The following is a 26451-nucleotide window of genomic DNA, read 5'->3' on the forward strand; positions in this document are numbered from 1 at the left end:
CGGTCGGATATCGGACTATTGTCTGCGCTACGAGCAGTATATGTCGCGGTCGTCCCGGCAGGAAGACCGTGTGTGGCTCAGAGGATCGGATAGATCCACAACCCTGGTCCTAGGCTCTCCCTCCGGTCCCTGCTCCTCAAGAATGACACGACTCCAGGAGATGCCCCTGACCACATCAGGGCAGCGGTGGAGCAACTGGGAACGGCACCAGGCCCGGGTCTGCTCCGGCCCCTGGTCCATGGCCTTGGTGATCTGGCCGGGATCTGCCAGTCGCAGGATGGATCCTCTGAGTCGCCAGGGCAGATCACGGCCGGGATCCACCCGTGCCCAGGCCAAATCCAGGGCCGCCAGACGGGGATCCGACCAGTCCGGTATGGCCCGGCGACGGCGCAGGCGCTCCAAAAGCTGCCATTTGAGCAACCATTCCAATCTTCCCGCCTGATCGGTCATAGCAAGACGGGCCTCGTCGTCGCCCGAACACACCACAGCCAGATCCTTGAGCACCTGGTCCCAAAGGTTCAAAACCCGGTCGTCGGCACAACCTGGCTGGTCGGCATCCCGTCTGGCCTGGCGGGCCGCATCCAGGAGTGCCCTTTGGATGGCCAGCGCATCGGCGCGTCCTCCGTTTGCCAGAGCAAGCGGCTTGGCCAAAGTGACATCACGGGAAACCGTGTGCAGTGCAGACACCGGATCATCCAGGGTCCAGCGATCCAACAGCTCATCGATTTGACGGGTCGAATCGCCCTCGGTTTCCAAGAGTCCCAGCAGCAGATCGGTTGTCCCCAGCTTGAGAACCAGGGGGACATCCAACCGGTTGGCATCGCCCACAATCACATGGAGACGGCGACTGTCCGGCCCTGCATGCGACTCGTCCCTGGTATTGATGATTGGCCGCCCGAAGGTGGTCTGCAGTCCAATGCGGCTGGTCAGATAGTCGGCGCGCTGACTGAGCTGGAAGCCGGCCTCCTGGCTCCTGGGTCCCAGGCCCACTCTGCCCGAACCGGTATAAATCTGCCGGGTGACGAAATGAATGGTCATTAGGGCCGCTACTCTGGCAAAGGGCACCGCCCTGTCCATCAAATAGTTCTCATGGGATCCCCAGGCAGCACCCTTGCCGTCCACGTTGTTCTTGTAGAGCGCCAGGCCCCCTGCCCTTTCTGCTGCCTGGGCCATCATCCGATCACCCGCACGGTCCTGGACCAGCGCATCGAAAGCATTCACCGTTTCGGCCGAAGCATACTCGGGATGGGCATGATCCACGTAAATGCGAGCGCCATTGGGGGCTGCCACATCGATCAGCCGTGCACCGGGCGCATCCGTGAGCATGCTCGGAGCGGCAGCGGAACGCGGCAACCGACCTCCCCTGGCATCATTGACCGGATCCTCACCCCCGTAGTCCCAGCGAATGTGGGCCAGGTCCGGATGGGCGGCGGCCCTTACCAGACGCAGGGCCAGAGCACGTGGATCAGCGCCAGGATCCTGGGGGTCGGCAATGGCGTACTCCGTCTCGGTACCCATAACCCGCCCGGCACTCATGACCGCTCCCCTGGCCCATCGACGGGACGAACCTCTTGGACCTGCCCTGGGCGCAGTCCGGCCAGATCGGCCCAACGGTCCGGGTCCTGGCCGCGAAGCTCTTCCATAGTGTCCTCATACTGCCCATGGACCGCCCTCAAGCAGAGCCCACGGTCGAGACCCACCTGTCGACCCTGTTCGATGGAGGCCTTGACCGCCATGGTCTTGACCCGGTCAATCAGGTTATGCAGCATGGCGCCGGAGACCACGGACTCCAGATAGAGGGGCTGCCATCGGCCCGTGACATCCATGATATTGCCCAGCAGATGGTCATCATCCCGGGCGAAGAGCCCGTCGACCAGCACCTGGATCAGCTCCTCCGGCCCGGCATCATCCTCCATGGGCATGTCTGAGCCCAGATACTTGCCCAGGATGGCGGCTGACCTGGTTCTGTCGGGCCGATCGATGCGGATCTTGACATCCAGCCGTCCCGGGCGCAGAACCGCCGGGTCGATCATGTCGATGCGGTTGGAGGCGCCGATGACCATGACCTGGTCCAAGGACTCGACACCGTCCAGCTCGGTCAGGAACTGGGGGACGATGGTGGTCTCCACATCCGATGAAATGCCTGACCCCCGAGTGCGTAACAGAGCATCCATCTCGTCGATGAAGACCACCACTGGTCCACCCTCGCCTGCCAGGCTGCGGGCCCGGGCGAAGAGACGGCGGATCAGCCGTTCGGACTCGCCCACGAACTTGTTGAGCACCTCGGGGCCCTTGACCGACAGAAAGACCCCGTGGCCATCGCTCTCCTGAGCCAGGGCGCGGGCCAGGGCCTTGGCAATCAGGGTCTTGCCATTGCCGGGCGGCCCATAGAGCAGAACACCCTTGGGGGCCTGAAGCCCGTAACGACGCATCAGATCGGCATGCTGGAAGGGCAACTGGACAGCATCACGGATACGCTCAATCTGCCTGTCCAAGCCGCCAATATCAGAGAAGTCCACGTCAGGAGTCTCCTCCAGCAGCATGTCGGATTGGTCCGACTCAGGCAGAACAGCCAGGGCCATTGAACAGCTTTCGTCCATGAGCAAGGCACTGCCCGCCTCGATAGGCTGGTCCTGCAGAGATCCTGCACGTGCTGCGACACGGATCTGCCCGGAGGGGTCTTCCACCAACAAGGCACCGGATTCCAAGGTCTCACGCAGCGTGCGGACCTGCCCAGTCACCGGCTGATCGCCCACACGCACCACTACCATATCGGCGTTGAGAAGAACCTCCTGGCCAGCCCTGATCCGCTCGGCGCGGATATCAGGCGCCAGGGGCACCACCATCCGCCTGGAACCGTTCAGAATCAGCAGGCGGGCCTGTTGTACCCCCTGGCTGTCATAGGCGACAGAATCAACTCCCAAGGCCAGGGCAACCGTCAAGGGCGGTTGACCCAGCTGGGCCAACTGGCTCTTGGCCTTGGCCAGCTCCTTGGCAGCCCTGGTAAGCGCCGCAGCCAGGGCACGGTTGCGCCGATCGCCAGCCTGATCCTGGTCATTTGCATCGTCGGCCTGGTCAACATCATCGGACTGCATGGCTTCTCTCCTTCGTCCGTCCCTGGAATTCCCGCTCGGCCTGGACAGCCAGCCTGGCGGGAGGGCTCAGCTGCAGCGGGCTCCCTCTTCCAAACGAGCTCCACGGGCCCAGTCCATAGCCTTCATGGCACGCTTGCCGGCAGCCTTAACCATCTGCAACTCCAGAGGCAGGGTCTTGGTGCCCACCCAGAGGTGGCGACGGTCCATGGCAAGCCGCCCAGGCTCCAGATGCTCAGGAAAACCGGGCTCGTCCCCTCGGGCCGGTGCCGCCCTGAGCACGGTCAGCCCTATCTGCTTGTCCTGCGGGTCATCGCCTTGCCGATACAGACACCAAGCTCCTGGTTCTGGGCTGCATGCTCGAACCTGCCGATCCAGGGCAAAGACGGGCACGTCGAAGCGCATGCGAGCATCCTGGTGGGTGATTTTGGCGGCCACCTGATAGGCGCCCTGCGTCTGCTCCTTGGGTTGAATCCGACCTTCAGCAAGGGCCTCCAGGCTGGCAGCCAGCAGGTGGGATCCATCCTCGGCCAGCCGATCCAGCAGCTCGCCCGAGGTCTCGTGCGGCCCAATCTCAACCGTGGACTGAGCCAGGATAGGCCCTTCATCCATGCCGGCCGTCAGCCTGAAGACCGTGGCCCCAGTGATGGTATCCCCGGCCCAAATGGCCCGCTGGACCGGCGCTGCCCCCCGCCACTGCGGCAGCAGGGAAAAGTGCAGGTTATACCAACCACCTTCAAAGGCATCCAGGACCGGCTGACGCAGGATCCGTCCGTAAGCCACGACGGCCGCACAGCTGGCACCCGTTTCCTGCAACCGCGCCGGAAAATCCGGATCGGATGGGTTGTTCTCGAGAACGGGGATCCCCAGCTTCAGGGCTTCAGCCTTGACCGGACTGGGATGCAGATGCCTTCCACGCCCCTGGGGAGCGTCGGGTCTGGTAAGCACGGCAGCAACCCGGAAATGCTCCTGGTCGGCCGCCAGCAATCTCAGAGATGGCAAGGCGACCTGGGGCGTGCCCGCAAACAGCAATGTCATGACCATATCGGCAATCTCCTTTTCGTCTGACGGCTTTGGACCACTACACTTTCACTGCACCTGAGGAATGTTCACTCCTGCCTCGATCAGGGCGGTGCGCAGCCCGTAGGGGTCACTGAATCTTAGGCTGCGGATGCCGGCCTTGTTTGCACCGACTACATTCATACCCTTGTCATCCACGAAGAGGGCCCTGTCAGCTTGGATTCCGAACTGATCCAGGGCATACCGGTAGATGGCCGGGTCGGGCTTGAGCATGTGGATGGGCCCGGAGACCACCACCCCATCCAGCCCATGCAGAAAGGAGTCGCCGTCCCAGGCATGGTGGAAGAGCTCGGCGCTCCAGTTGGTCAACCCCCAGACGCCCAGGCCTGCCGCCTTCAGATCCTCGACCAGCATGCGGGCCCCGGGCACAGGGCCGGTCAGCGAATCGACAAAGTGGTCACAATAGTAGGCGAACATGTCATCCCAAGGGGCTCCGCAGTTGGCGGCTACCCAGTCAAGGGCCTGGGCGCAGGTGGCTCCGCCGTCCATCATGTTGTTGGCCCGGTAGAAGCCGGAACGGCTGTCATCCAGCATGGCCTCGATACTCTTGTGCCCGTATCGGGCCACCATGGCCATCTCGGGCTGCCAACGAATCAGAACGTTGCCGAAGTCAAAGATGACCTGTTCAATGGGTTGACCTTGGGCCTGAGCCGCTTCCTGCTCAGCCTTGATCACATCTGCCTCAACCCGGATCTCGCCCGGCCATCCCTTCATGACTCTCCGCCTTTCTTGAATTCGTCCATATGCGCCTCTGCCTGCGCCCCCTCATGAAACCACGCCGCATAGACCCTGTACATATCCGCCTAAAGCGACAATCAGGTCAGATCCTTGGGATCCATCCGGAAGCGCAGCTCTCCTCGCCCGCGACCGGCCACGTATTTGGCCTGAGCCTGCTTGAGATCCTCAGCCAACTTGTCCCGGCGGCTGGTGGGTACCCGAACCAAGGCTCGGACCCTGTCCTGGGTTCCCTCCAGATAGCCGGCTTTCAGCGTGGAGGGCGCAGGTATGGGCACAGGCCCAAGCAGGGCAGGAACAGGTTCAGTGCCGGCATCTGTGACAGCCTCCTGACCCGGCGCGATACCGACTGCGTCAAGCATCCAGACGACGGCCTCCCTTTCACCCCAGATCGCAGCCATGCCGACCGCAGGGGGCATGGCAGTCAGCCGACGGTCCTCCAAATCGGCGGCGGCGAGCACCGGTCCCTGCCAGGTCATCAGCGCCTGGGCCAGCTGGGGATCGCACTCCCCCAGCAGGAGCACCTGACCTCCCTGGGCACGGGAGCGACAGAAGGAGGCCACGCGCATCCAGGCTCCCAGGGTGTCCATGCGCGCATCGATGCCAGGGGCATACAGGCTGGTCCAGGCGTCCAGAATGGCTACGGCCCGGTATCCTCGTGACAGCCGGGGCAGATCAGGATCGTCTGTATCTGCTTTGTTGCCATCGCCGCCCGAGCCGACCACCCTGGGCTCGGCGCCTGGAGTGGCAATGACCAGACTGGGACGATCCCGCACGCTCTCTACCACCCCGCGGGGCTGGCTGGGCGAAGAGATGACGATTGGCACATTTCTGAAGAGCATGCGCAGCTCCTGCGCCGTCCCAGCGGCGCCTACCCTGACCACCCGAAGCCGTGAACCCCCGCAATCCGGACAGGACCAGTCCGTAGCCGCAGCACCGCACCAGGCGCATCGGGGCGCACCAGGCCGCCGTGCCCGCAGGGGTCCGGTACAGCGCGGGCAACGAGCCTGATGATGGCAGCGAGCGCAACTCAGGCTTTCGAATATGCCGTCCTGAGGGATGGACAGCAGAACCGGTCCACGCTCCAAGGCTTTGTTTATAACGGCGACGGCGGTATGCGGAACCCGGGCGCCCACGGTCGGGTCGGCCATATGGCTCAGTTCCTCCCGATTCAGCCAGCGAATCCAAGGAAGCAGGGTCGTCACAGCAGACCGATCAAGCGTCAAGGCGGTGCCTGGACCAGTCACACCAGAGTCCGCCTCGGTGGCCTCGGGCAGACTCTCCCAGTGGGAACGCACGCTTCTGGCACGGGCCATGGCCAGGAAGACACCGCCGTGGGCACGCGCCCGGAGCCTCAGCACCCCGCGGGCATTGGCATATGGCATCATCCCATCGGCGTACTGGTAGCTGGCATCGTCCATAAGAGCGAAGAGGGCAGGGCCCTCCACCGGGGCGTACATGGCGGCCCGCAGCCCGATGGCGCAGCGGACCTGACCGGAAGCCAGAGCAAGATAGGCCCTGTAGCGTTCGGCGGGAGCCATGCCGCTGTCCAGAATGGCGAAATCACCCGACCAGCCGCGTGCCTTCTGTTGGCCCGGACCTGCTGAGACAGAAGGTCCAAAGGGACGCAGTCCCAGCTGCTGGAGAACTGCAGACAGGTGAGCCACCTGACGGGTGCCCGGCAGCACCATAACCGCCGCTCGGCCGGCAAGCAGTGCGCCAATCAATACCCTGGCAGCCAACAGGGCGGCCTGGTCCATGCCGGGCAGAATGTCAGTCAGAAAAGCAGCGAAGGCATCCTCTTCCAGCGACTGATCCAATTTCTCCAGCCCCTGATAGCCCGGATCAAGTCTTTGTTTCAGGTCCTTCTGTCGCTGGGCCAGCCCGGCCACCCAGCTGGGGTCGGATGCCAACCGGGGTTGACCGGGAACCAGCTGCTGCTCCTTGTCGATCCGGGCGACGCGAGGGGGCAGGGCCAGACGCAGAATGTTGGCTTCAGTACCCCCATAGGCTCTGGCGATAGCAGTGATGTCCGCGCGCAAAGAAGGTGAGATCAGACTGCGATCCAACACCACCCTCTCCAGATAGCGTAAGGATGCGCGGGGAACCTGGCTGTCTGATACGCGTTCCCAGATGATGCCATTGACCCTGCGCGCCCCGAATCGAACGCGAACCAGACATCCCGGCTGTGCATGATCGGCCTGGTCAGCGTCCACCAGATAATCGAAGGTCCCGCCCAGATGAGTAGCCTGGACATCCAACACCACCCGTGCCACGGGGAGTTCATCGGCTGGTCGGCGCGGGGGCCTCTTTCGACTGCTGCTCGTACGACGACGCGGGGCAAGACCATCCAGGGCGGGCTGACTGACGGCTTGCGAATCCATGGCTGATCCTCTCGCTTTCACGATAAAGAGAGCCACGGCGGATTCCCCAGTTGATGACCCGGGAACCCGCCGTGGCTCTTGATGAACAGCTGCTACCTGGTCATGCCGATGGCAGCCTTGAGCTCGCCAACCTTGTCCACCTGCTCCCAGGTGAAGTCGGGGTCCTCCCGGCCGAAGTGCCCGTAGGCTGCAGTCTTGGCGTAAATGGGCCTCAACAAATCCAGCTCATCGATGATGGCTGCAGGCCGCAGGTCGAAGACCTTGCGCACGGCCTCCTGGATCTGCTCCCGAGTGACCCCCTGCTCGGTGCCGTAGGTCTCAACGTTGACGCTGACCGGATCGGCCACGCCAATGGCATATGCCACCTGGACCTCGACCTTGTGCGCCAGTCCAGCGGCCACGATGTTCTTAGCCACCCAACGCGCTGCGTAGGCCGCGGACCGGTCTACCTTGCTAGGATCCTTGCCGGAGAAGGCACCGCCTCCATGATGGGCCGCACCACCATAGGTGTCCACGATGATCTTACGTCCGGTCAGTCCTGCGTCAGCCGCAGGACCACCCAGAATAAAGGAACCGGTCGGATTGACCAGCACCCGATAGCCCTGGTGCTCGACGGCCTTGCCGCAGACGCGATCCAGCACGGGCGTAATGACGTGCTCCATCAACTGCTCCTGCAGCCAGTCACGCCCAACCTCAGGATCGTGCTGGGTGGAGATGAGGACCGTGTCCACCCGACGAGGACGGTCATCCTCATCATATTCGATGGTGACCTGAGTTTTGCCGTCAGGGCGCAGGTGGGGAATGATCCCCTCCTTGCGCACCTGTGCCAGCCGGAAGGCCAGCTGATGGGCTAGGTATATGGGAAGAGGCATGAGTGTGTCGGTTTCATCGCATGCGTACCCAAACATGACTCCCTGGTCGCCGGCCCCCTGGGACTGGTAACGCTCCTCACGGGTGGCGGCGCTCTCCTGGCTGGCCGACAACCGCTCCACACCCTGGTTGATTTCCTTGCTCTGCTCGCTCAGAGCCACGGTAACGCCACAGGAATCCGCATCCAGACCAATATCGGAAGAGGTGTAGCCGATCCTACGCAGCACGGACCGTACCTGGGACTGGATATCCGTGTAGCCCTGAGACGATACCTCTCCGAAAACGAAGAAGAGGCCGGTGGCCGCCGAGGTCTCCACAGCCACATGCGAGTGCGGATCCTGGGCGATCAGATCGTCCAGAATGGCATCGGAAATCTGGTCGCAGACCTTGTCTGGATGGCCCTCGGTCACTGATTCAGCCGAAATCAGCCGTCGCTCTGTCATTTCATTCACCTTTGTCTAGAAACCGTCACCGCCCGAGGACCCTGTACCAAGAGTCGAAAGGCTCAGTTGCCTTCGCTCAGATCGTCCTCGCCCAGGGTCTCCTCAAGCAGGCCCTCGTTGATCTCGCGGAAGGCGATGGACAAAGGCTTCTCCTGGTTCTGGTATTCGACCAGGGGACCAACGTTCTGCAGCAGGCCCTCATTGAGCTGCGTAAAATAGGAATTGATCTGACGGGCCCGCTTGGCCGCGAAAATGGACAGTGCATACTTCGAATCGGCGTGCTTCATGAGGTCGTCGATGGGTGGATTCGCAAATCCCTGCGGATGGGGCTCGGTACCGAATGCCATAAGATGTTTCTCCAATTCAACTGGATGAACCATTCATTCAATCTGTATGATTTTACCGCCCGGGCTCGATTTTAGCCCTGAAGGCTTCTCTGCCGGGAAAAGCAGTGTGAACACGCCGGAAATTCCAACATGTGGTCATGTTCGAGCCGTCACCGTCCACGTTCACTTGAATGAAACTATGCAGATGCGATCAGCCAAATTAATGAAGGAACGAGAGTTCGCGGGCGCCCGTGCTCTCTATCGTGCCGCTGGCGTCAAGGGCGAGGACTTCGGCAAGCCCATCGTGGCCATCGCTAATTCCTTCTCCGAGTTCGTGCCTGGTCACGTTCACCTGAACAAGGTGGGGCGTCTGGTCTCCAAGGCCGTCAAGGAAGCGGGTGGCATCCCCCGCGAGTTCAACACCATTGCTGTGGACGACGGCATCGCCATGGGCCATACCGGCATGCTTTATTCTCTGCCCAGCCGTGACCTGATTGCTGACGCTGTGGAATACTCGGTCAACGCCCACTGCGCCGACGCCCTGATCTGCATTTCCAACTGTGACAAGATCACCCCCGGCATGCTCATGGCCGCTCTGCGTCTGAACATTCCTACAGTCTTCGTCTCCGGTGGCCCCATGGAAGCCGGACGTACCGTCATGCCCGACGGGACGGTCCAGGAGAGCACGGACCTGATTGACGTCATGTATGCCTCGGCGGATGACAGCATTGACGATGCGGGCCTGCTGGCCTTGGAGAAGACGGTCTGCCCCACCTGCGGGTCCTGCGCCGGCATGTTCACCGCCAACTCCATGAACTGCCTGACCGAAGCCATGGGTCTGGCCCTGCCCGGCAACGGCACCACCCTGGCCTCACACACAGCCCGGAAGATGCTCTTCGAGCGTGCCGGCAAGCTGGTCGTCGAAATTGCCAACCGGTACTACCAGGATGACGACGACTCGGTCCTGCCGCGTTCCATCGCTACCAAGAAAGCCTTCGAAAATGCCATGACCATGGATGTGGCCATGGGCGGATCCACCAACACCGTCCTGCACATCCTGGCTGCCGCGCAGTCGGCGGATGTGGACTTCACCCTGGACGATATTGAACGTATCTCCCACACGGTCCCCTGCATCTGCAAGGCCTCTCCCTCCGGAGACTGGGAGATATCAGACGTTCACCGCGCCGGCGGCATCTGCGGCATCCTGGGCGAGCTGGACCGTGGCGGTGTCCTTCACCAGGACACGCATTCCATCGACTACCCTGATCTGGAGTCCAAGCTGAACGACTGGGACATCATGCGTCCTACCTGCCTGGATCAGGCCAAGGAGCTCTACCACGCAGCGCCCGGGCACATCACCTCCCCCGAACCTTTCAACCAGTCCAAGGAGTGGGAGGACCTGGACACCGACCGCGTCAACGGCGCCATTCACGACCTGGATCACCCGGCCGTCTCTGAAGGCGGCCTGGCTATACTGCGCGGCAACCTGGCCCCCGATGGCTGCGTGGTCAAGACCGCAGGCGTGCCCAAGGAAATCTGGAACTTCCGCGGACCGGCCCTGGTGGTCGAATCACAGGAGCAGGCCGTTGAGGTCATACTGAACGGCACCCTGCACAAGGGTCAGGCCCTGGTCATCCGTTACGAAGGACCCAAGGGCGGCCCGGGCATGCAGGAGATGCTCTATCCGACCTCATTCGTCAAAGGCAAGGGAATCGGCAAGGACGTGGCCCTGCTGACCGACGGCCGCTACTCCGGCGGCTCATCAGGCCTGGCCATTGGCCATATCGCTCCTGAAGCAGCCAACAAGGGCCCCATCGCCCTGATCCGCAACGGCGACATGATCCGCATCGACATCCCCAACCGGCGCGTAGATGTCGAGCTGAGCGATGAGGAACTTGAGCAGCGCCGCGCAGAACTTGAGGCCGGCGAAGGCTATGTGGCCCACAGGGATCGCAAGGTCTCACTGGCGCTGAAGGCCTACGCCGCCTTCGCCCGCTCTGCAGACAAGGGCGCCACACGCGACCCGGATCTGATCAACCGGTTGTCCGGTCTGGACTGATAGATCAAAATCCCCCAATCGGGCTCTTACCGATTGGGGGATTTTTGACTCTTCTTGAGTAAGGCCAAGTAAAGGCCTGATGCTCAGAGATCGTATTCCTTGGCGATTACCGCCCAGAGAGCCTGGGCGGCTTTATCCACGTTGTCGTTGACTATGACCTGGTCGAACTGATCCTCAGAGGCCAACTCCACCTTGGCGGTCTCCAGCCTTCGGGCCCGCTGCTCCTCATTTTCGGTTCCCCGCATGTTCAGCCTGGTGACCAGATCCTGGAATGATGGCGGCGCTAGGAACACATAGAAGACTTCCAGGCCCAGCTCCTTGGCACGTTCGCGAACTCGGTGCGCCCCCTGCAGGTCAATCTCCAGAATTGTGGGCACCCCTGCCGCCAGATGGTCCAGGACAGGCTGCAGAGGGGTGCCATAGTGGGACATGCCATGGACCAGGGCGGTCTCCAGAAAGTCTCCGGCGGCTTCCCTGCGGGCAAACTCCTGCTCGTCCATGAACCAGTAGGTGATGCCGTCCTTCTCGCCCGGACGCGGCGCCCGGGTGGTGGCCGAGACGGAGACCCAAACCTCCGGGTGGGCATGACGCAGGGCTGCTTCCACTGTGCCCTTGCCTACGGCCGTGGGCCCTGTCAACACGATCAGCCGGCCGCCCGTCTTCCCTGGCCCCCCGGTCCGTCCTCCCGAAGGGTCCTGACTCGACATATCGGCACCGCTGATCGCTGACACGGCCACTTCCTTTCCTAAAGGTCACCCTCCGGCATATCTGGACCGGAACATGGGTCAATCATATAGCCAGAACCTACCTGGCCTTCTCCAGCTCAAGCAACCGGGCCGCGTGTTCCTGGATGCTCATGACCTCGTAGTCGTCCTTTTTGACCACGTCAATGGCCATCAAGGCAGCCGAGAATTCGGTGATGGTGGTGAATTGCGGCAGATCGGCGGCTATGGCGGCCACCCGGATCAGATAGCCGTCAGAGCGCGAACCCCTGGAGCTGGGCGTGTTGAGGATCATATCGATGGCCCCATCCTCAATTAACTGGACCGGATTGCGGCCCATGTGCCTGACCCCATCGGCATCAGTGAAGGGCCGACCTTGCTCCTCCTCGTCGCTGATCTTGTCGACAACAGCCACGTCAAAGCCGTACCGGCGCAGGACGGAGGCCGTGCCACTGGTGGCGCAGATGCTGAAGCCCTGCTCCAGCAGACGAGCGGCCAGCATGGGCAACTGACGCTTGTCCGCATCATTGACCGACAGGAAGGCGACCCCGCCGGAGGGCAATCCGCCCTGGTAGGCGGCCAGCTGGCTCTTGGCGAAGGCGTGGGGGAAGTCCCGATCGAAGCCCATGACCTCTCCGGTGGAACGCATCTCCGGGCCCAGCAGAATGTCCACGGTCCGACCAACCGGAGTGCGGAAGCGCTTGAAGGGCAATACCGACTCCTTGACCGCCACAGGCTGACCTACACGGACCATGCCGCCGTCGCCGACAGGCAGGAGCAGGCCATTGGCTCGTTGCTGCTCGATAGTCTCCCCCACCATGATTCGCGCCGCAGCCTTGGCCAGTGCCGTACCTGTGGCTTTGGAAGCGAAAGGAACCGTCCGGGAGGCGCGGGGATTGGCCTCAATCACATAAAGGGTGTTGGCCATGAAGGCATACTGAACATTGATCAGCCCCTGAACCCCGCAACCTTGGGCTATAGACAGGGTGGCCTGCCGCAGCCGGTTGATCTGGTCGTCAGAGAGTGTCGATGGTGGCAGGGTGCAGGCTGCATCACCGGAATGAACACCAGCCTCCTCAACATGCTCCATGATTCCGCCGATGTAGAGTTCCTGCCCGTCATAAAGGGCATCCACATCGATCTCGATGGCATCCTGAAGGAACTTGTCAATCAACAGGGGCGAGGGCAGCCGGCCGGAGACCACTGTATCGGCCTTGGCTTCCTCCAGGGCTCTATCCACGTAGGTGCCCAGCTGCTGGTCGTCATAGACGATCTCCATGCCTCGTCCGCCCAGTACGTAAGAGGGCCTGACCAGAACCGGATAGCCGATGGCATGTGCCGCATCCCTGGCCTCATCCAGGGAAAGAGCGGTGCCGTACCGGGGGGCGTTCAGATGCTCCTTGCTGAGCACCTGGCCGAAGAGCTCACGGTTCTCGGCCAGGTCGATGGACTCGGGGCTGGTCCCCAGGATGGGCACCCCGGCTGCCTTGAGCCTGGCCGCCAGAGACAGGGGTGTCTGACCGCCCAGCTGGACGATGACGCCCTTGACAGGTCCCATGGCCTTCTCGGCCCGGTAGATCTCCAGAACGTCCTCGAAGGTCAGCGGCTCGAAATAGAGCCTGTCCGACATGTCATAGTCAGTGGAGACCGTCTCGGGATTGCAGTTGACCATGATGGTGTCATAGTCCTTGCCCAGCTCCTGGACGGCGTGCACGCAGGTGTAGTCGAACTCGACCCCTTGGCCGATCCGGTTGGGCCCCGAACCCAGGATGATGACCGCTTCGCGTTCACGGGGTCGCAGCTCGGACTCGTCGGCGTAGCAGGAGTAGTAGTAGGGCGTGACGGCATCGAACTCGGCTGCGCAGGTATCCACAGTCTTGTAGACAGGATGAAGGCCGAAGGCCCAGCGAAGCTCCCTGACGACCGCCTCGCCCTGGTCGCCCATACCGCGCAGGTGGGCGATCTGCAGGTCGCTCAGTCCTGATTGCTTGGCCCGGCGCAGCAGGTCATCGTCCAGGACCTCGGATTCGCGCACCTGAAGAGCCAGGTCATTGATCATGCTGATCTGCTCCAGGAACCAGGGATCGATCCTGGTAGCCTGGTGGACCTGCTCCACAGTGGCTCCGCCCCAGAAGGCCCGCTGGATCTGCAGGTAACGGTGCTCGGTGGGGGTGTGCATGGCCTCCAGCAGCTGGTCAGTCTCGGCCTGGTCGGGCCGTGGGCCGTCCCAGGAGAAGGTCATGTGCCGTTTGTCGATGGAGCGCATGGCCTTGCCCAAGGATTCGCGGAAGTTTCCGCCCAGTGCCATGGCCTCTCCCACGGACTTCATCGAAGTGGTCAGAGTCGTGTCCGCCCCGGGGAACTTCTCGAAGGTGAAACGCGGGATCTTGGTGACCACATAGTCGATGGTCGGTTCGAAGGAGGCAGGCGTTGAGCGGGTGATGTCGTTCTCGATCTCATCCAAGGTATACCCAAGGGCCAGCTTGACCGCGATCTTAGCGATGGGGAAGCCGGTGGCCTTGGATGCCAGAGCCGAGGAGCGCGAAACACGCGGATTCATTTCTATGACGATGATCCGGCCGTTCTTCGGGTTGACGGCGAATTGGATGTTGCAGCCACCCGTATCCACCCCCACGCCACGGATGATGGCGATGCCGATGTCACGCATGCGCTGATACTCACGGTCGGTCAGGGTGAAGACCGGGGCCACAGTGATGGAGTCACCGGTGTGCACGCCGACCGGGTCCACGTTCTCGATGGGGCAGACCACAACCACATTATCCAGGCGATCGCGCATGAGCTCCAGCTCATACTCCTTCCACCCCTCGATGCCCTCCTCCAGAAGGATCTCATCGGTGGGCGAATAATGGATGCCGGCGCCGGCGATCCGCCTCAGCTCCTCACGATCATGGGCGATTCCAGAGCCCAGGCCGCCCATGGTGAAAGAGGGACGAACCACGAGAGGGTAGCCCAGCTCGGCAGCTACCGCTTCGGCCTCATCCAGGCTGTGGGCGATGCGGGACTTGGCCGACTCGGCGCCGGCCTGGTCCACCACCTGCTTGAAGAGCTCGCGGTCCTCTCCCCTGTCGATGGCCTCCAGCGAAGCGCCGATCAGCTCAACCCCGTAGCGCTCCAGCACGCCAGCCTTGCCCAGCTCCACGGCAGCGTTCAGAGCGGTCTGGCCGCCCAGGGTGGGCAGCAGCGCATCAGGCCGCTCCTTGGCGATGATCCGCTCCAGGAAGGGCAGGGCGATGGGCTCAATGTAGGTGGCATCGGCCATCTCGGGGTCCGTCATGATGGTGGCGGGATTGGAATTGACCAGGATGACACGAATCCCCTCTTCGCGCAGCACCCGGCAGGCCTGGGTCCCCGAATAGTCGAACTCGGCCGCCTGCCCGATGACGATGGGCCCCGAGCCGATAACCATGACTGAATGGATGTCCTGCCGCTTAGGCATGTGCCTTCCCTTCCCTGGCGTCCTGCATCAAAGTGACGAACCTGTCAAACAGATAGGAGGCATCGTGCGGACCAGCCGCAGCCTCCGGATGGTACTGAACGGAGAAGGCCGGAATGTCCAGACACTCCAGACCCTCGACCACGCCGTCGTTGAGATCGACATGAGACACCCGGACACGGCCATATCGGCCTTCACCATACGGTGAGGGCACTGGGTCCCCCTTGGGTGCCTTGACTGCGAATCCGTGATTATGGGCGGTGATCTCAACCTTGCCGGTGCTGAGATCCATTACCGGCTGATTGATGCCACGATGTCCGAATTTCAGCTTGTAGGTCTCGAAACCCAGGGCACGGCCCAGAAGCTGGTTGCCCAGGCAGATGCCGAAGAATGGCAGTCCGGCATCCAAAACCTGCCTGAGGAGCGACACCTCCTCGTCCGCGGTCGATGGGTCGCCTGGACCGTTGGAGAAGAAAACCCCGTCAGGCCGCAGGGCCTTTATCTGCTCGATGGTGGTGTCGACGGGGAGTACGTGGACCCTGCACCCGCGCTCAGCCAGCCTGTGAGGGGTCATGGACTTGATTCCCAAATCCACCGCTGCCACCGTGCAGACAGGCTCTTTCGTCTGACGGTCTCCGACTGGTTCGACGATATAGGACCTGTGCGTGCTGACCTCGCCGGTCAGATGGGACCCGCTCATCTTGGGGGCCGAACGGACCTGGTCAAGGAGTTCCTGCATGGTCCTGGGCCCGCCGCCGTCGTTGAGCATTGGGTCCGGGCCTGAAAAAATACCGGCCCGCATGACACCTGCAGAACGCAAGTGTCGCACGAGCCGGCGGGTGTCTATGTGACTGATACCGACGATGCCCTGATCGACCAGCTGGTCATGGAGACTGCCTCGGGCCCGCCAGTTGCTGACGTTGGGGCTGGGTTCCCGGACTACATATCCTGCCACCCAGAACCTGTCTGACTCCCCGTCTTGGTCATTGACACCGGTATTACCGATGTGGGGGAAGGTCTGCACAACGATCTGCCGAGCATAGCTGGGATCCGTCAGGGTTTCCTGATACCCAGTCATTCCGGTCGAGAAAACAATTTCACCTATGGTAGTGCCCACCGCTCCGAAGGCTCTCCCCACATACACTTCCCCATCCTCAAGGATGAGCAAGGCACGATTGGAGAAACGGCTATCGGAGGTGATGGTGTTGGTGTCTTTCAGGTTCACCGAACCCCCTTGATTACCGCGTATATTCGCACCCATATTAATGACCCCCATGGATTATGCCGGCAGACCCAGCCAAAAAATGGTTGGTCAAATCTTGCAAAATAGACTGCTGGCCAACCTGTCTGAACATGGCAAAAGGCCGACCTGATGCCCTGATAGCTAACGGACATCGGTCGGCCTTTATCCGAATCATTGCTCAGTTGCCTGAAGGACGATCCACATCGGAGGTCAGTTCCTCCGGCAGGGTCAGTTTCAGCTGGTCCAAGCTGGGGGCCGACTGATCAACAGTATGGTCAGGAACCTGACCGGATTCCCCTCCTTCGGATCCACTCGCTGCCGATTCCGACTCGCTGCCAACATGGGCATCCTCGGAGGAAATGGGCTCGGAGACTGCGACCGCCGCTTTTGCCTTATCGGATTCATCATCTGAAACGTCCGCATCGGCCTCGGCATCAGCCAGGGCAGCGATTCGATCGGCTTGCTCACGACGAGCCTGATGCTCATCCTTCTCCTGCTCCAGAGCGCTGAGAACGCCGTGAATGAAGGAGGGAGCATCGGCATCCGAAAGTGTCTTGGCCAAGGACAGGGCCTCATCGATGGCCACCTTGTCAGGAACCTCAGGGTTGTAGAGCATCTCCCAGGCGGCGATACGCAGAATGTTGCGGTCAATGGCATGCATCCGGCTCAGCGGCCATCGGGTGGAATGGGTTTGCAAAGCCTCATCGATATCTCGACGGTGCTCTGCCACACCCTCGACGATGGTCACCGCATAAGCAGGCAGAGGCGTCTGAGCCCCTGGCCGGACCTTACGCTCCTCCAGCAGGGAGAGGAAATCCTGGCTCTTCTCATCGGCCTCATACAGGGTATTCAAGGCCCGCTTTCGGGCTGTGGAACGTGCCATGGATGTGTGGTTTCTGCCTGACTCAGTTCTCGCGGCCCAGGTAGGAGCCGTCGCGGGTGTCCACCTTGACCTTCTCGCCCTCGCCCACGAAGAGGGGCACCTGAATCTCGGCCCCGGTCTCCACAGTAGCGGGCTTGGTGCCGGCATTGGAGCGGTTGCCCTGCACGCCGGGCTCGGTTGCCGTCACGGTCAGCACCACGGATGCAGGCAGTTCCACGGACAGAGGGTTGCCGTCATGGAAGCTGATGATGCAGTCGGTGCCCTCAAGCAGGAAGCGCTCCTGATCGCCAACCAGGGCCTCGGGGATGTTGACCTGCTCGTAGGTGTTCATGTCCATGAAGACGAAGGAGTCGCCGTCGCGGTAGGAGTACTGCATGGTCCGGTTGTCCACGGTCTCGAAGTCCATCTTCATACCCGCGTTAAAAGTGCGGTCCACAATCTTACCTGTGAGGACGTCCTTGATGGTCGTGCGCACAAAGGCCGGTCCCTTGCCGGGCTTGACGTGCTGGAACTTGATGACGGTCCAAAGCTTGCCGTCCAGGTTGATGACCGATCCGTTCTTGATGTCATTGGAAGTCTGTGCCACCTTGATACCACCTCATTCTGATGAACGTTCCTTCGGAGGGCTCCTGGCCATCTGCCGAAAGCACCGGGCCTTACAGGATCCGGCCCGCTCGCGATAAATCCTCGCCTATTATGCCACGGCGCATGAACACCGCGGCTGGTCCGGCGGCGAGGCCTGCCGGAAATGGGCGGGGCCCGGAATCACAGGAAGGATTCCGGGCCCCGTCATTGGATTGTGTCAATAAGCGACAGGCAATCCTACTCGATGATCTTGGTGACTCGACCTGAGCCGACCGTGTGGCCGCCTTCACGAACAGCGAAGGTCAGGCCCTCCTCCATGGCGACGGGCTGAATCAGCTCGACGGAGAAGGTGGCGTGATCGCCGGGCTGAACCATCTCCACGCCCTCGGGCAGGGTGATGACACCGGTGACGTCGGTGGTCCGGAAGTAGAACTGCGGACGGTAGTTGGAGAAGAACGGCGAGTGGCGTCCACCCTCGTCCTTGGTCAGCACGTAGACCTCGCCCTCGAACTTGTGGTGAGGGGTCACGGTGCCGGGAGCAGCAACAACCTGACCGCGCTCGACGTCCTCACGACCGATGCCGCGCAGCAGCAGACCGGTGTTGTCGCCGGCCTCAGCCTCGTCCATCTGCTTGTGGAAGGTCTCGATGGAGGTGACGGTGGTGGACTGGGTGTCCCGCAGACCGACAATCTCCACGTTGGTGTTCACGGGCAGCTTGCCGCGCTCGACACGGCCGGTCACCACAGTGCCGCGGCCGGAGATGGTGAAGACATCCTCGATGGGCATCAGGAAGGGCTTGTCCAGGTCGTGGACCGGGGTGGGGATGTAGTCGTCGACAGCATCCATGAGGTCCTTGATGGTCTGAACCCACTTGTCGTGGTCAGGGGCATCGTCATGCAGGGCGCCGTAGGCGGAGGTGCGGATGACGGGGCAATCACGGTCGAAGCCGTTCTCGTCCAGCAGATCGCGGACTTCCTCCTCGACCAGCTCGATCAGCTCTTCGTCGTCGACCATGTCGCACTTGTTCAGGGCGACCAGGATCTTCGGCACGCCGACCTGGCGGGCCAGCAACACGTGCTCACGAGTCTGGGCCATGGGGCCGTCGGTGGCGGCGACCACCAGGATGGCGCCATCCATCTGAGCAGCGCCGGTGATCATGTTCTTGACGAAGTCGGCGTGTCCGGGGCAGTCCACGTGTGCGTAATGGCGCTTGGCGGTCTGGTACTCGATGTGCGCGATGTTGATGGTGATGCCGCGCTCCTTCTCCTCAGGAGCAGCGTCGATCTGAGCGAAATCGTACTCGGGGTTGACGTCCGGGTACTCCTCATGCAGCACCTTGGAGATGGCCGCGGTCAGGGTGGTCTTGCCGTGATCGACGTGGCCGATGGTGCCAATGTTAACGTGCGGCTTGGTCCGCTCGTACTTTTCCTTTGCCATTGTGTTTTGTCCTCCTGGACGTCTCGTAGGTTGCCTGCGCGAACCACGCACAGAGCACTCGCTACATATTACTGGGTTATCGGGTTCTTTGCCACTTCTGCCCTCCGCCCAGTCAGCGCTACAAGAGTGTAACGCCGACTTGTGACAGAAGAGCATTTTGGCGGCGGTCCGCCGTGACGGCGGACCGGACCGGCATTACTCGCCTCGCTGGGCCTTGATGATCTCGTCGCTGACGGTCTTGGGAACCTCAGCATAGGAGTCCATCTGCATGGTGAACATGGCGCGTCCCTGGGTCTTGGACCTGAGGTCGCCAATGTAACCGAACATCTCCGACAGGGGCACCTTGGCATCGATGACCTTGACGCCGGTGGCGTCGGTCATGGACTGAATGGAACCACGACGGGAGTTGATGTCTCCCATGACGTCGCCCATGTACTCCTCGGGAGTACGGACCTCGACAGCCATTATGGGCTCGAGGATAACGGGCTTGGCCTTGGGAGCGGCCTCCTTGAAGCACATGGAACCAGCGATCTTGAAGGCCATCTCCGAGGAGTCGACCTCGTGGATCTGGCCATCGGTCAGGGTCGCCTTGACGCCCACGACCGGGAAACCTGCCAGCACGCCGGACTCCATGGCCTCCTGCACACCCGCATCGACCGAAGGGATGAACTCCTTGGTAATGTGGCCGCCGGTGACCTTGTTTTCGAAGATGTAGGACTCGCCCTCGGAAGTGTCCAGGGGCTCGAAGTTCATGAGCACCTTGGCGAACTGGCCGGAACCGCCGGTCTGCTTCTTGTGGGTGTACTCCTGGTTCATGACGGGCTTGCGGATGGTCTCGCGGTAAGCCACCTGGGGCTTGCCCACGTTGCACTCCACGTGGAACTCGCGGCGCATACGATCCACCAGGATGTCCAGCTGGAGCTCGCCCATGCCGGAGATCAGGGTCTGGCCGGACTCTTCATCCGTCTTGACCTGGAAGGTGGGATCCTCCTCGGAAAGCTTCTGCAGGGCGATGCCCATCTTCTCCTGGTCGGCCTTGGTCTTGGGCTCCACGGCCACCTCGATCACAGGATCGGGGAAGGTCATGGATTCCAGCACCACCGGTTCCTTTTCGTCACACAGGGTGTCACCGGTGGTGACGCTCTTGAGCCCGACGAAGGCGTAGATGTTGCCGGCAATGGCCTCGTCGACCGGATTCTCCTTGTTGGAGTGCATCTGGAAGAGCTTGCCGACGCGCTCCTTCTTGTCCTTGGTGGAGTCCAGGACGGTATCGCCCTGGGCCACCTTGCCGGAATAGACGCGCACGTAGATCAGCTTGCCGTAGAAGGGGTGAGTGGCCACCTTGAAGGCCAGGGCCGAGAAGGGCTCGTCCACAGTGGGCTTGCGGTCAATCTCGACGGACTCGTCGCCGATCTTATAACCCTTGATGGCCGGCACATCCTCGGGACTGGGCAGGTAGTCCACGACCGCGTCCAGCATGGGCTGCACGCCCTTGTCCTTGAATGCGGATCCGCAGAAGACCGGGAAGGCCGACTGCTCGATGGTCATCTTGCGCACAGCGGTGCGAATCTCCTGCTGGGAGATCTCCTCGCCGCCCAGGTACTTCTCCAGCAGGTCCTCGTCCGACTCGGCCACAGCCTCGAGCAGCTCGGTGTGGTACTGCTCGGCCTTGTCCTTGAGATCGTCGGGGATGTCGATGGTGTCGTACTTGGCGCCCAGGTCGGCCTCGTCCTTCCAGTAGTAGGCCACCATGCGCACCAGGTCGACCACGCCGTGGAAGTCGCTCTCAGCGCCGATAGGCAGCTGCATGACCAGCGGCTTGACGCCCAGCTTGTCCTTGATGGTGTCCACCGAATAGTAGAAGTCGGCACCCAGCTTGTCCATTTTGTTGATGAAGCAGATGCGGGGCACGCCATACTTGTCGGCCTGACGCCAGACGGTCTCGGACTGGGGCTCCACGCCCTCCTTGCCGTCGAACACCGCCACAGCGCCATCGAGCACACGCAGGGAGCGCTCCACCTCGGCGGTGAAGTCCACGTGGCCTGGGGTGTCGATGATGTTGATCTGGTAGCGATCCTCAGGATCGTGGGACTGACGGTTCCAGAAGGCCGTGATGGCGGCGGAGGTGATCGTGATGCCACGTTCCTTCTCCTGGTCCATCCAGTCCATGGTGGAGGCGCCGTCGTGAGTCTCGCCAATCTTGTAGTTGACGCCGGTGTAGTAGAGGATACGCTCGGTCGTCGTTGTCTTGCCGGCATCGATGTGGGCCATGATGCCGATGTTGCGGACCTTGGTCAGGTCCGTGAGCACGTCTTGTGCCATAATTCCTTGTTCTCGCTCTCTTGGGATTACCAGCGATAGTGGGCGAACGCCTTGTTGGCCTCGGCCATCTTGTGGGTGTCCTCGCGGCGCTTGACCGCAGCACCCAGGCCGTTGGAGGCATCAAGGATCTCGTTGGCCAGTCGCTCCGACATGGTCTTCTCACGACGGGCGCGGCTGTAATCGGTCAGCCACCGCAACGAGAGCGTATTGGCGCGGTTCGGCTTGACCTCGACGGGGACCTGATAGGTGGCGCCGCCGACACGACGGCTGCGGACCTCCAGGCTGGGACGAATGTTGTCCAGGGCGCGCTTGAGCACGGCCACAGGCTCCTGGTCGGTCTTCTCCTTGACCTGCTCCAGGGCGGTGTAGACGATGTTCTCGGCGATGGACTTCTTGCCGTCCAGCAGGATCTTGTTGATCAGCTGGGCCACCACGGTGGAACCGTAGATGGGATCGGGCAGGAGCTGGTGCTTTTTGGCTGGTCCTTTGCGTGACATGTGTTACTTGGCCTTCTTTGCTCCGTACAGGGAACGGCCCTGCTTGCGATCCTTGACTCCCTGGGTATCCAGCGCACCGCGCACGATGTGGTAGCGCACGCCGGGCAGGTCCTTGACACGTCCGCCGCGCACCAGCACGATGGAATGCTCCTGCAGGTTGTGGCCCTCGCCGGGGATGTAGGCGGAAACCTCGATGCCGGAGCTCAGACGGACACGGGCAACCTTACGCAGAGCCGAATTCGGCTTCTTGGGGGTGGTGGTGTAAACACGGGTGCACACGCCGCGACGCAGCGGGCTGCCCTTGAGTGCCAAAGTCTTCGACTTGCGAGGCTTGGCCTTGCGCCCTTTGCGGACGAGCTGTTCAATTGTTGGCAACTGACTCTCTCCGATTCCTTCGATGAACTTGTCTTCGTTTTGCACTGCGAGACCGCCGCACCGCAGCCGCAGTCGCTCCTAGGAGGAGAGATCAGCCACTGTCCACCGGCCCGATGGCCCCTGATCCTCCTGCAGGGCATTGCTGCCTGCATTCTTCGGATTCGGGGATATCCCGACAAGCTCACCTGTGACATAAGGCGTGCTGCCGGCACACACGTTGAAAAGTATATCACCGGCGCAGACATGACCACGTCTAGCACTTGGAAGTATGCTCTAGGCTTCGCCTACTGCGATAGCGCACCGGTTCCGTTAATGGGAAGGCCCTTGCGCATACCTTATATTTCATACCTTATATTTACAGACACCTACAATGCGGTACCCACCTATAACGGATTCCTACATATACACATATAGAGGTATCAGAAATACATATCCCGACCCGTAAATATTAACGCCAGAAACATCAAAGCCAGCGTCTACTTGTCTTCTTTCTCAAGAGCCTGGCGAATGTAGTCGCGCAGGATCAGGGCATGGTTGACGGCTGGATCCTTGGCCGCATAGACCAGTGTCGTCCGATCATGTTCGCGCACGATGCTCAGCAGATCCCCCAAGGCGGGGTTGTCGTCCAGCTCAGTGCGGTAGCGGCGTGCGAAGTCATCAAAGCGGTCCGGATCATGGTGCCACCAGCGCCGCAGGTCCGGACTGGGTGCCACGTCCTTGAGCCACCCGGACAATGCTGCCCGCTCCTTGCTGACGCCGCGTGGCCAGAGTCTGTCGACCAGGATGCGGACCCCGTCCCCGTCAGCGGCCTGCTCGTATACGCGTTTGATATCCACCTGACCCATCATCTGCCTCCTGAAACCAGGGACCCGTATGATTCACCACCCCTTCAACCATGATATTGACCGAATCGGCATTACGGAAGAGGCAGTGACAGCCATACAGGGGCGTAGGCTGATGAACATGCATACAGACGCAGACAGGGGCAAGGCCGCCGAATCAAAGGGCAGCAAACCGGCAAAATCGACTGGACCAGGGTCCAAGGGACGACAGTGGCGACGCTTATGGATACCCGACCAGATTGGCGGCTGGGCCATGGCCTTGATGCCGGGCCTGGCCGGTCTGCTGATTGGAGGCCCGACCTGGAGAAGCCTGCTGCTCATGGTCGCCTGGGCCTTCTGCTACTGCTTTGAGTTCACCGGCTCGCGGTGGATGGTTTCGCACCGAGCTGCCAGATTCGCGCCACCAGCTCTGGGATATGCCCTGCTCATGGCTGTGACTGGGCTGATCCTATTGGTCGGCACCCCTGGGCTCCTGCGATGGGCCCCGCTCTACCTGGTGCTGGGCGCGCTGAACTTTGCTGCCGCGTGGATGCGCACGGAGCGCTCATGGTGGAACGATACGGTAGTCGTGATCGCGGCCTGCACGCTCTGTTTGGTCGCCGTCTCGCTAGGGTCACGATTCCAGAAGCCGGAACCGGGTCTGGAAAGCTCCAGCGCCGGCTACTTCGGATGCCAGCCGAATCCTGCTGTGGACTGCTTCGCCAGCGGATTTTTCCCAAGCGCCGCCCTGCCATCGATCGGAGTGGTCAGCGCGGCTGTCTTCGCTGTGACCCAGTTCGGGTCGGTCATCTTCGTCAAAACCATGATCCGCGAGCGCGGCAAGACCTGGTGCTACCTGCTTTCGCTGGCATGGAACCTGGCCCTCTGCCTGATGGGAGTCGCCATGGTACGCACCGCAGGATGGTGGCCTCTGTTGACGGCCCTGGTTCTGCTGGTGCGTGCGGCCCTGCTGCCTGCCATCTCTCATCGGCGCCGCATTCCCATTCTGTATGTGGGCCTGGTTGAATGCGCAACCAGCCTGTTGGTTTTCATTCTGGTGATTGCGCAGGCTGACGTGATGACTGCGTCTCTGACTAGCCTGCTCGGCGCATGACTGCAGCTTCGACCACACATGTCACCCACGGATTCGGGCCTGTCTGGAATGACCGATCCCGTGTGTTAATCCTTGGATCCATTCCCAGCCCGAGTTCGCGCGAGGCTGGCTTCTACTACATGTTTCCGCGCAACCGCTTCTGGCCCGTACTGGCCGCGCTGTTCGACCAGCCTGTTCCGGACAATCTGGCTGACCGCGCCGAGTTCGCGCTCAAACACCGCATAGCACTCTGGGATGTCATCCAGGAATGCGACATCCACGGTGCATCCGACGCTTCAATCACCAATGTAGTGCCTACCGACATCGCCAGTTTGCTGGACCGTGCGCCCATCGGCACCATATTCACTACAGGACGCAAGGCCGGCCAGCTTTACCGTCGCTACTGCCTGCCGAACCTGCAGGAGAAGGGGCATCGACTGACGATGATCAATCTACCGTCCACCAGCCCCGCCAATGCCGCCATGAGTCTGGCTGATCTGGTCAAGGCCTACCAGCCCATCAGAAAAGCGCTCGACGAAGCAGAACCAAGAAAACCAAACAATCACATCGATTATGGCAAATAGACAAATACCGACAGTCAAAGCCCGAGATGTTGGGAATCTTCCCAAGGATGAATTCGCCTTCCCTGGTCCAGAACGCGACCGCCTGGTGGAAGCAATTCTGGATGGGCGCAAAACTACCACGACCAGCCTTATGGAAGAGTTCATCCACGATCATGAACCACTCCCCTCCTCCGGCCGACGAACGATTCTGGTGAACTCAGATAACCAGCCAGTTGCCGTTCTTAGATATGCGTCGGTGAGCGTAACCCGACTGGGCGTGGTCGCATGGCAGCATGTTCTGAACGAAAGAGAGGGCTATAAAAGTCTTGCGGAGTGGCGCGAGGCTCATGAGTCCTTCTGGACCTCAGAGAACATGCGACAGGCGCTGGATGATCCGGACTTCACCGGCGATGACCGGACTCTGGTGGTGCTGGAAACCTTTCATGTAGAGACCATAGTCATAAACTAAGGGCTCAAAGGCAAAGCAGGGCCCTTATGGTTAACACTTCACCGGCGTGCCATGTCATACCATCGTGTATAGTTTCATCTGTTGCACTGATCCGTGATGCGGGTCGGTTCACCATGGTGGCTATAGCTCAGTCGGTAGAGCACCTGATTGTGGTTCAGGAGGTCGCGCGTTCGAGCCGCGTTAGCCACCCCACCTCAAACCCCTATTTCCAATTCGGAAGCAGGGGTTTATTAAATTCCGGAAAACACCATCGACACCAGGATGTGTGACCCATATGTGACCCAAAATCACCAAAACGAGATTGGCGACTCGCCCGGTACCTGCGCTCGATCTGCCTTGCTGTCCTCTTCGTAACCCCGTAGCGTATTGCGGCGAGACCGGCTCTGATCTGCTGGCAAATGGCTCTTAGGCGCTCGCGGCCCTGTCGGCTTAGTCCGGCTTGTTGCCCCGGGTCGCAGTATTCGTAATCGTTATCGGCTACTAATTCTCCTAAAAACTTATAAGAATACGCTCATCTCAGGCCTGCAGTTTATCGGAACCAAGTATGTGGTCATGCTTGTGTGGTCATGCTTGTTGACCTCTTCGCTCTCGTTCTGGTTTACTACCTCGCGTCAGCGGTGGCCAGTCTGATCGCAGGGCGCGGCCTAGACGAGAGGGCAGGTAAGCTCGTCTACAATGCCTTAGTGGTGACGGCGGCTATTGCTTTCTTTATCTCTGTTATTTTCATCTTGGGCATTATCGTGTAAGTGGCTATTAATTCGACCATTATTCCTGCCATCTTCATCACCTGACCCTTAGCGATATCCATGCCGACCATATTCACTCACTGGACTTGGCTCAAATACGTGGATTCCGTCACCGTTGCCGAGAGCATCACCCTCTCCACAATGAGCATCGACCAAATCTGGCCTTACATCGGCGTATCCCTTATTGTCCTGGCGCTCACCACGCCAGGCTCCGCCCTCCTCATCAGCCGCAAGGAGTTGCAATAATTCGCC

General features: G+C 61.1%; 23 protein-coding genes and 1 tRNA gene. 6 read left to right on the top strand and 18 right to left on the bottom strand.

What is annotated here, in order from left to right:
- Positions 1-27: 27 nt before the first annotated feature.
- The 7 genes from dop to rpoZ form a co-directional block, all read right to left on the bottom strand.
- Positions 28-1536, bottom strand: a complete 1509-nt coding sequence (dop, locus tag H3T90_RS07335) for a depupylase/deamidase Dop (RefSeq protein WP_198230101.1) — start codon at positions 1534-1536, stop codon at positions 28-30.
- Positions 1533-3095 carry a proteasome ATPase gene (gene arc, locus H3T90_RS07340; protein WP_198230102.1) on the bottom strand — a complete coding sequence of 521 codons (1563 nt, stop codon included), beginning with the start codon at positions 3093-3095 and terminating at the stop codon, positions 1533-1535. The genes dop and arc overlap by 4 nt, the downstream gene beginning before the upstream one ends.
- Positions 3096-3161: 66 nt before the next feature.
- Entirely contained in the window at positions 3162-4136 is a 975-nt protein-coding gene (fmt, locus tag H3T90_RS07345; RefSeq protein ID WP_198230103.1) for a methionyl-tRNA formyltransferase, read from the bottom strand.
- Between the two features lie 45 nt (positions 4137-4181).
- Positions 4182-4886, bottom strand: coding sequence for an HAD family hydrolase (locus H3T90_RS07350; RefSeq protein ID WP_144177404.1), 705 nt, complete (start codon positions 4884-4886; stop codon positions 4182-4184).
- A 101-nt stretch (positions 4887-4987) separates the two neighbouring features.
- On the bottom strand, positions 4988-7291 hold the full coding sequence (locus H3T90_RS07355; RefSeq protein WP_198230104.1) for a primosomal protein N' family DNA-binding protein: 2304 nt from the start codon (positions 7289-7291) through the stop codon (positions 4988-4990).
- A 92-nt stretch (positions 7292-7383) separates the two neighbouring features.
- Positions 7384-8604, bottom strand: a complete 1221-nt coding sequence (metK, locus tag H3T90_RS07360; RefSeq protein ID WP_046323134.1) for a methionine adenosyltransferase — start codon at positions 8602-8604, stop codon at positions 7384-7386.
- A 62-nt stretch (positions 8605-8666) separates the two neighbouring features.
- Positions 8667-8951, bottom strand: coding sequence for a DNA-directed RNA polymerase subunit omega (gene rpoZ / locus H3T90_RS07365; RefSeq protein WP_015022131.1), 285 nt, complete (start codon positions 8949-8951; stop codon positions 8667-8669).
- A gap of 178 nt (positions 8952-9129) precedes the next feature.
- Between rpoZ and ilvD the strand changes: the two genes are divergently transcribed.
- Positions 9130-10989: a dihydroxy-acid dehydratase gene (ilvD, locus tag H3T90_RS07370; protein WP_198230105.1), complete on the top strand. Its 1860-nt coding sequence runs from the start codon at positions 9130-9132 to the stop codon at positions 10987-10989.
- 83 nt (positions 10990-11072) lie between these two features.
- Here the strand turns inward: ilvD and gmk are convergent, their stop codons facing one another.
- The 10 genes from gmk to H3T90_RS07420 all read right to left on the bottom strand — a co-directional run bounded on the left by gmk (position 11073) and on the right by H3T90_RS07420 (position 23352).
- Positions 11073-11696, bottom strand: a complete 624-nt coding sequence (gmk, locus tag H3T90_RS07375; protein WP_198230193.1) for a guanylate kinase — start codon at positions 11694-11696, stop codon at positions 11073-11075.
- A 97-nt stretch (positions 11697-11793) separates the two neighbouring features.
- A complete protein-coding gene (gene carB, locus H3T90_RS07380) occupies positions 11794-15168 on the bottom strand; it encodes a carbamoyl-phosphate synthase large subunit (protein ID WP_198230106.1) in 3375 nt (1124 codons plus the stop codon).
- Positions 15161-16390 carry a glutamine-hydrolyzing carbamoyl-phosphate synthase small subunit gene (gene carA / locus H3T90_RS07385; protein ID WP_198230107.1) on the bottom strand — a complete coding sequence of 410 codons (1230 nt, stop codon included), beginning with the start codon at positions 16388-16390 and terminating at the stop codon, positions 15161-15163. Before carA ends, carB begins: the two co-directional genes overlap by 8 nt.
- 196 nt (positions 16391-16586) lie before the next feature.
- The gene (nusB, locus tag H3T90_RS07390) at positions 16587-17291 is read right to left on the bottom strand and encodes a transcription antitermination factor NusB (protein WP_198230108.1); all 705 of its coding nucleotides are present in this window, start codon (positions 17289-17291) and stop codon (positions 16587-16589) included.
- A 22-nt stretch (positions 17292-17313) separates the two neighbouring features.
- Positions 17314-17877: an elongation factor P gene (gene efp, locus H3T90_RS07395; RefSeq protein WP_045935559.1), complete on the bottom strand. Its 564-nt coding sequence runs from the start codon at positions 17875-17877 to the stop codon at positions 17314-17316.
- 236 nt (positions 17878-18113) lie between these two features.
- Positions 18114-19313, bottom strand: a complete 1200-nt coding sequence (tuf, locus tag H3T90_RS07400) for an elongation factor Tu (RefSeq protein ID WP_015022138.1) — start codon at positions 19311-19313, stop codon at positions 18114-18116.
- 195 nt (positions 19314-19508) lie between these two features.
- Complete coding sequence (fusA, locus tag H3T90_RS07405; protein ID WP_046323140.1) at positions 19509-21635, bottom strand: elongation factor G; 2127 nt, start codon at positions 21633-21635, stop codon at positions 19509-19511.
- Positions 21636-21661: 26 nt separating this feature from the next.
- The gene (rpsG, locus tag H3T90_RS07410) at positions 21662-22132 is read right to left on the bottom strand and encodes a 30S ribosomal protein S7 (protein WP_015022140.1); all 471 of its coding nucleotides are present in this window, start codon (positions 22130-22132) and stop codon (positions 21662-21664) included.
- Between the two features lie 3 nt (positions 22133-22135).
- Positions 22136-22507: a 30S ribosomal protein S12 gene (gene rpsL / locus H3T90_RS07415; RefSeq protein ID WP_015022141.1), complete on the bottom strand. Its 372-nt coding sequence runs from the start codon at positions 22505-22507 to the stop codon at positions 22136-22138.
- A gap of 476 nt (positions 22508-22983) precedes the next feature.
- Positions 22984-23352: a DUF488 domain-containing protein gene (locus H3T90_RS07420; RefSeq protein WP_144177619.1), complete on the bottom strand. Its 369-nt coding sequence runs from the start codon at positions 23350-23352 to the stop codon at positions 22984-22986.
- 112 nt (positions 23353-23464) lie between these two features.
- Here H3T90_RS07420 and H3T90_RS07425 point away from each other — a divergent pair, with 112 nt between their 5' ends.
- From H3T90_RS07425 to H3T90_RS07440, 4 genes are all read left to right on the top strand, one after another.
- Entirely contained in the window at positions 23465-24442 is a 978-nt protein-coding gene (locus H3T90_RS07425; RefSeq protein ID WP_198230109.1) for a YwiC-like family protein, read from the top strand.
- On the top strand, positions 24439-25005 hold the full coding sequence (locus H3T90_RS07430; protein ID WP_144177413.1) for a DNA-deoxyinosine glycosylase: 567 nt from the start codon (positions 24439-24441) through the stop codon (positions 25003-25005). Before H3T90_RS07425 ends, H3T90_RS07430 begins: the two co-directional genes overlap by 4 nt.
- Entirely contained in the window at positions 24995-25453 is a 459-nt protein-coding gene (locus H3T90_RS07435; protein ID WP_144177414.1) for an ASCH domain-containing protein, read from the top strand. Before H3T90_RS07430 ends, H3T90_RS07435 begins: the two co-directional genes overlap by 11 nt.
- A gap of 116 nt (positions 25454-25569) precedes the next feature.
- Positions 25570-25645: transfer RNA gene (locus H3T90_RS07440), tRNA-His, on the top strand.
- A 478-nt stretch (positions 25646-26123) separates the two neighbouring features.
- Here H3T90_RS07440 and H3T90_RS07445 read toward each other — a convergent pair.
- A complete protein-coding gene (locus H3T90_RS07445) occupies positions 26124-26270 on the bottom strand; it encodes a hypothetical protein (RefSeq protein WP_198230110.1) in 147 nt (48 codons plus the stop codon).
- On the opposite strand from H3T90_RS07445, the gene H3T90_RS07450 reads away from it, so the two are divergent.
- Positions 26260-26445 (top strand): hypothetical protein, encoded by a 186-nt coding sequence (locus tag H3T90_RS07450; protein ID WP_198230111.1) that lies wholly within the window; start codon positions 26260-26262, stop codon positions 26443-26445. The two genes, H3T90_RS07445 and H3T90_RS07450, sit on opposite strands and share 11 nt — an antisense overlap.
- Positions 26446-26451 lie beyond the last annotated feature (6 nt).

Origin of the sequence: Bifidobacterium polysaccharolyticum (genome assembly GCF_016101585.1) — a bacterium.
Lineage (GTDB): Bacteria > Actinomycetota > Actinomycetes > Actinomycetales > Bifidobacteriaceae > Bombiscardovia > Bombiscardovia polysaccharolytica.

Coding starts and splice junctions, on each gene's coding strand:
- dop (WP_198230101.1), bottom strand. CDS start 1,536: ATGAGTGCCGGGCGGGTTATGGGTACCGAGACGGAGTACGCCATTGCC.
- arc (WP_198230102.1), bottom strand. CDS start 3,095: ATGCAGTCCGATGATGTTGACCAGGCCGACGATGCAAATGACCAGGAT.
- fmt (WP_198230103.1), bottom strand. CDS start 4,136: ATGGTCATGACATTGCTGTTTGCGGGCACGCCCCAGGTCGCCTTGCCA.
- H3T90_RS07350 (WP_144177404.1), bottom strand. CDS start 4,886: ATGAAGGGATGGCCGGGCGAGATCCGGGTTGAGGCAGATGTGATCAAG.
- H3T90_RS07355 (WP_198230104.1), bottom strand. CDS start 7,291: ATGGATTCGCAAGCCGTCAGTCAGCCCGCCCTGGATGGTCTTGCCCCG.
- metK (WP_046323134.1), bottom strand. CDS start 8,604: ATGACAGAGCGACGGCTGATTTCGGCTGAATCAGTGACCGAGGGCCAT.
- rpoZ (WP_015022131.1), bottom strand. CDS start 8,951: ATGGCATTCGGTACCGAGCCCCATCCGCAGGGATTTGCGAATCCACCC.
- ilvD (WP_198230105.1), top strand. CDS start 9,130: ATGCAGATGCGATCAGCCAAATTAATGAAGGAACGAGAGTTCGCGGGC.
- gmk (WP_198230193.1), bottom strand. CDS start 11,696: ATGTCGAGTCAGGACCCTTCGGGAGGACGGACCGGGGGGCCAGGGAAG.
- carB (WP_198230106.1), bottom strand. CDS start 15,168: ATGCCTAAGCGGCAGGACATCCATTCAGTCATGGTTATCGGCTCGGGG.
- nusB (WP_198230108.1), bottom strand. CDS start 17,291: ATGGCACGTTCCACAGCCCGAAAGCGGGCCTTGAATACCCTGTATGAG.
- tuf (WP_015022138.1), bottom strand. CDS start 19,313: ATGGCAAAGGAAAAGTACGAGCGGACCAAGCCGCACGTTAACATTGGC.
- fusA (WP_046323140.1), bottom strand. CDS start 21,635: ATGGCACAAGACGTGCTCACGGACCTGACCAAGGTCCGCAACATCGGC.
- rpsG (WP_015022140.1), bottom strand. CDS start 22,132: ATGTCACGCAAAGGACCAGCCAAAAAGCACCAGCTCCTGCCCGATCCC.
- H3T90_RS07420 (WP_144177619.1), bottom strand. CDS start 23,352: ATGGGTCAGGTGGATATCAAACGCGTATACGAGCAGGCCGCTGACGGG.
- H3T90_RS07425 (WP_198230109.1), top strand. CDS start 23,465: ATGAACATGCATACAGACGCAGACAGGGGCAAGGCCGCCGAATCAAAG.
- H3T90_RS07430 (WP_144177413.1), top strand. CDS start 24,439: ATGACTGCAGCTTCGACCACACATGTCACCCACGGATTCGGGCCTGTC.
- H3T90_RS07435 (WP_144177414.1), top strand. CDS start 24,995: ATGGCAAATAGACAAATACCGACAGTCAAAGCCCGAGATGTTGGGAAT.
- H3T90_RS07450 (WP_198230111.1), top strand. CDS start 26,260: ATGCCGACCATATTCACTCACTGGACTTGGCTCAAATACGTGGATTCC.
- H3T90_RS07445 (WP_198230110.1), bottom strand. CDS start 26,270: ATGGTCGGCATGGATATCGCTAAGGGTCAGGTGATGAAGATGGCAGGA.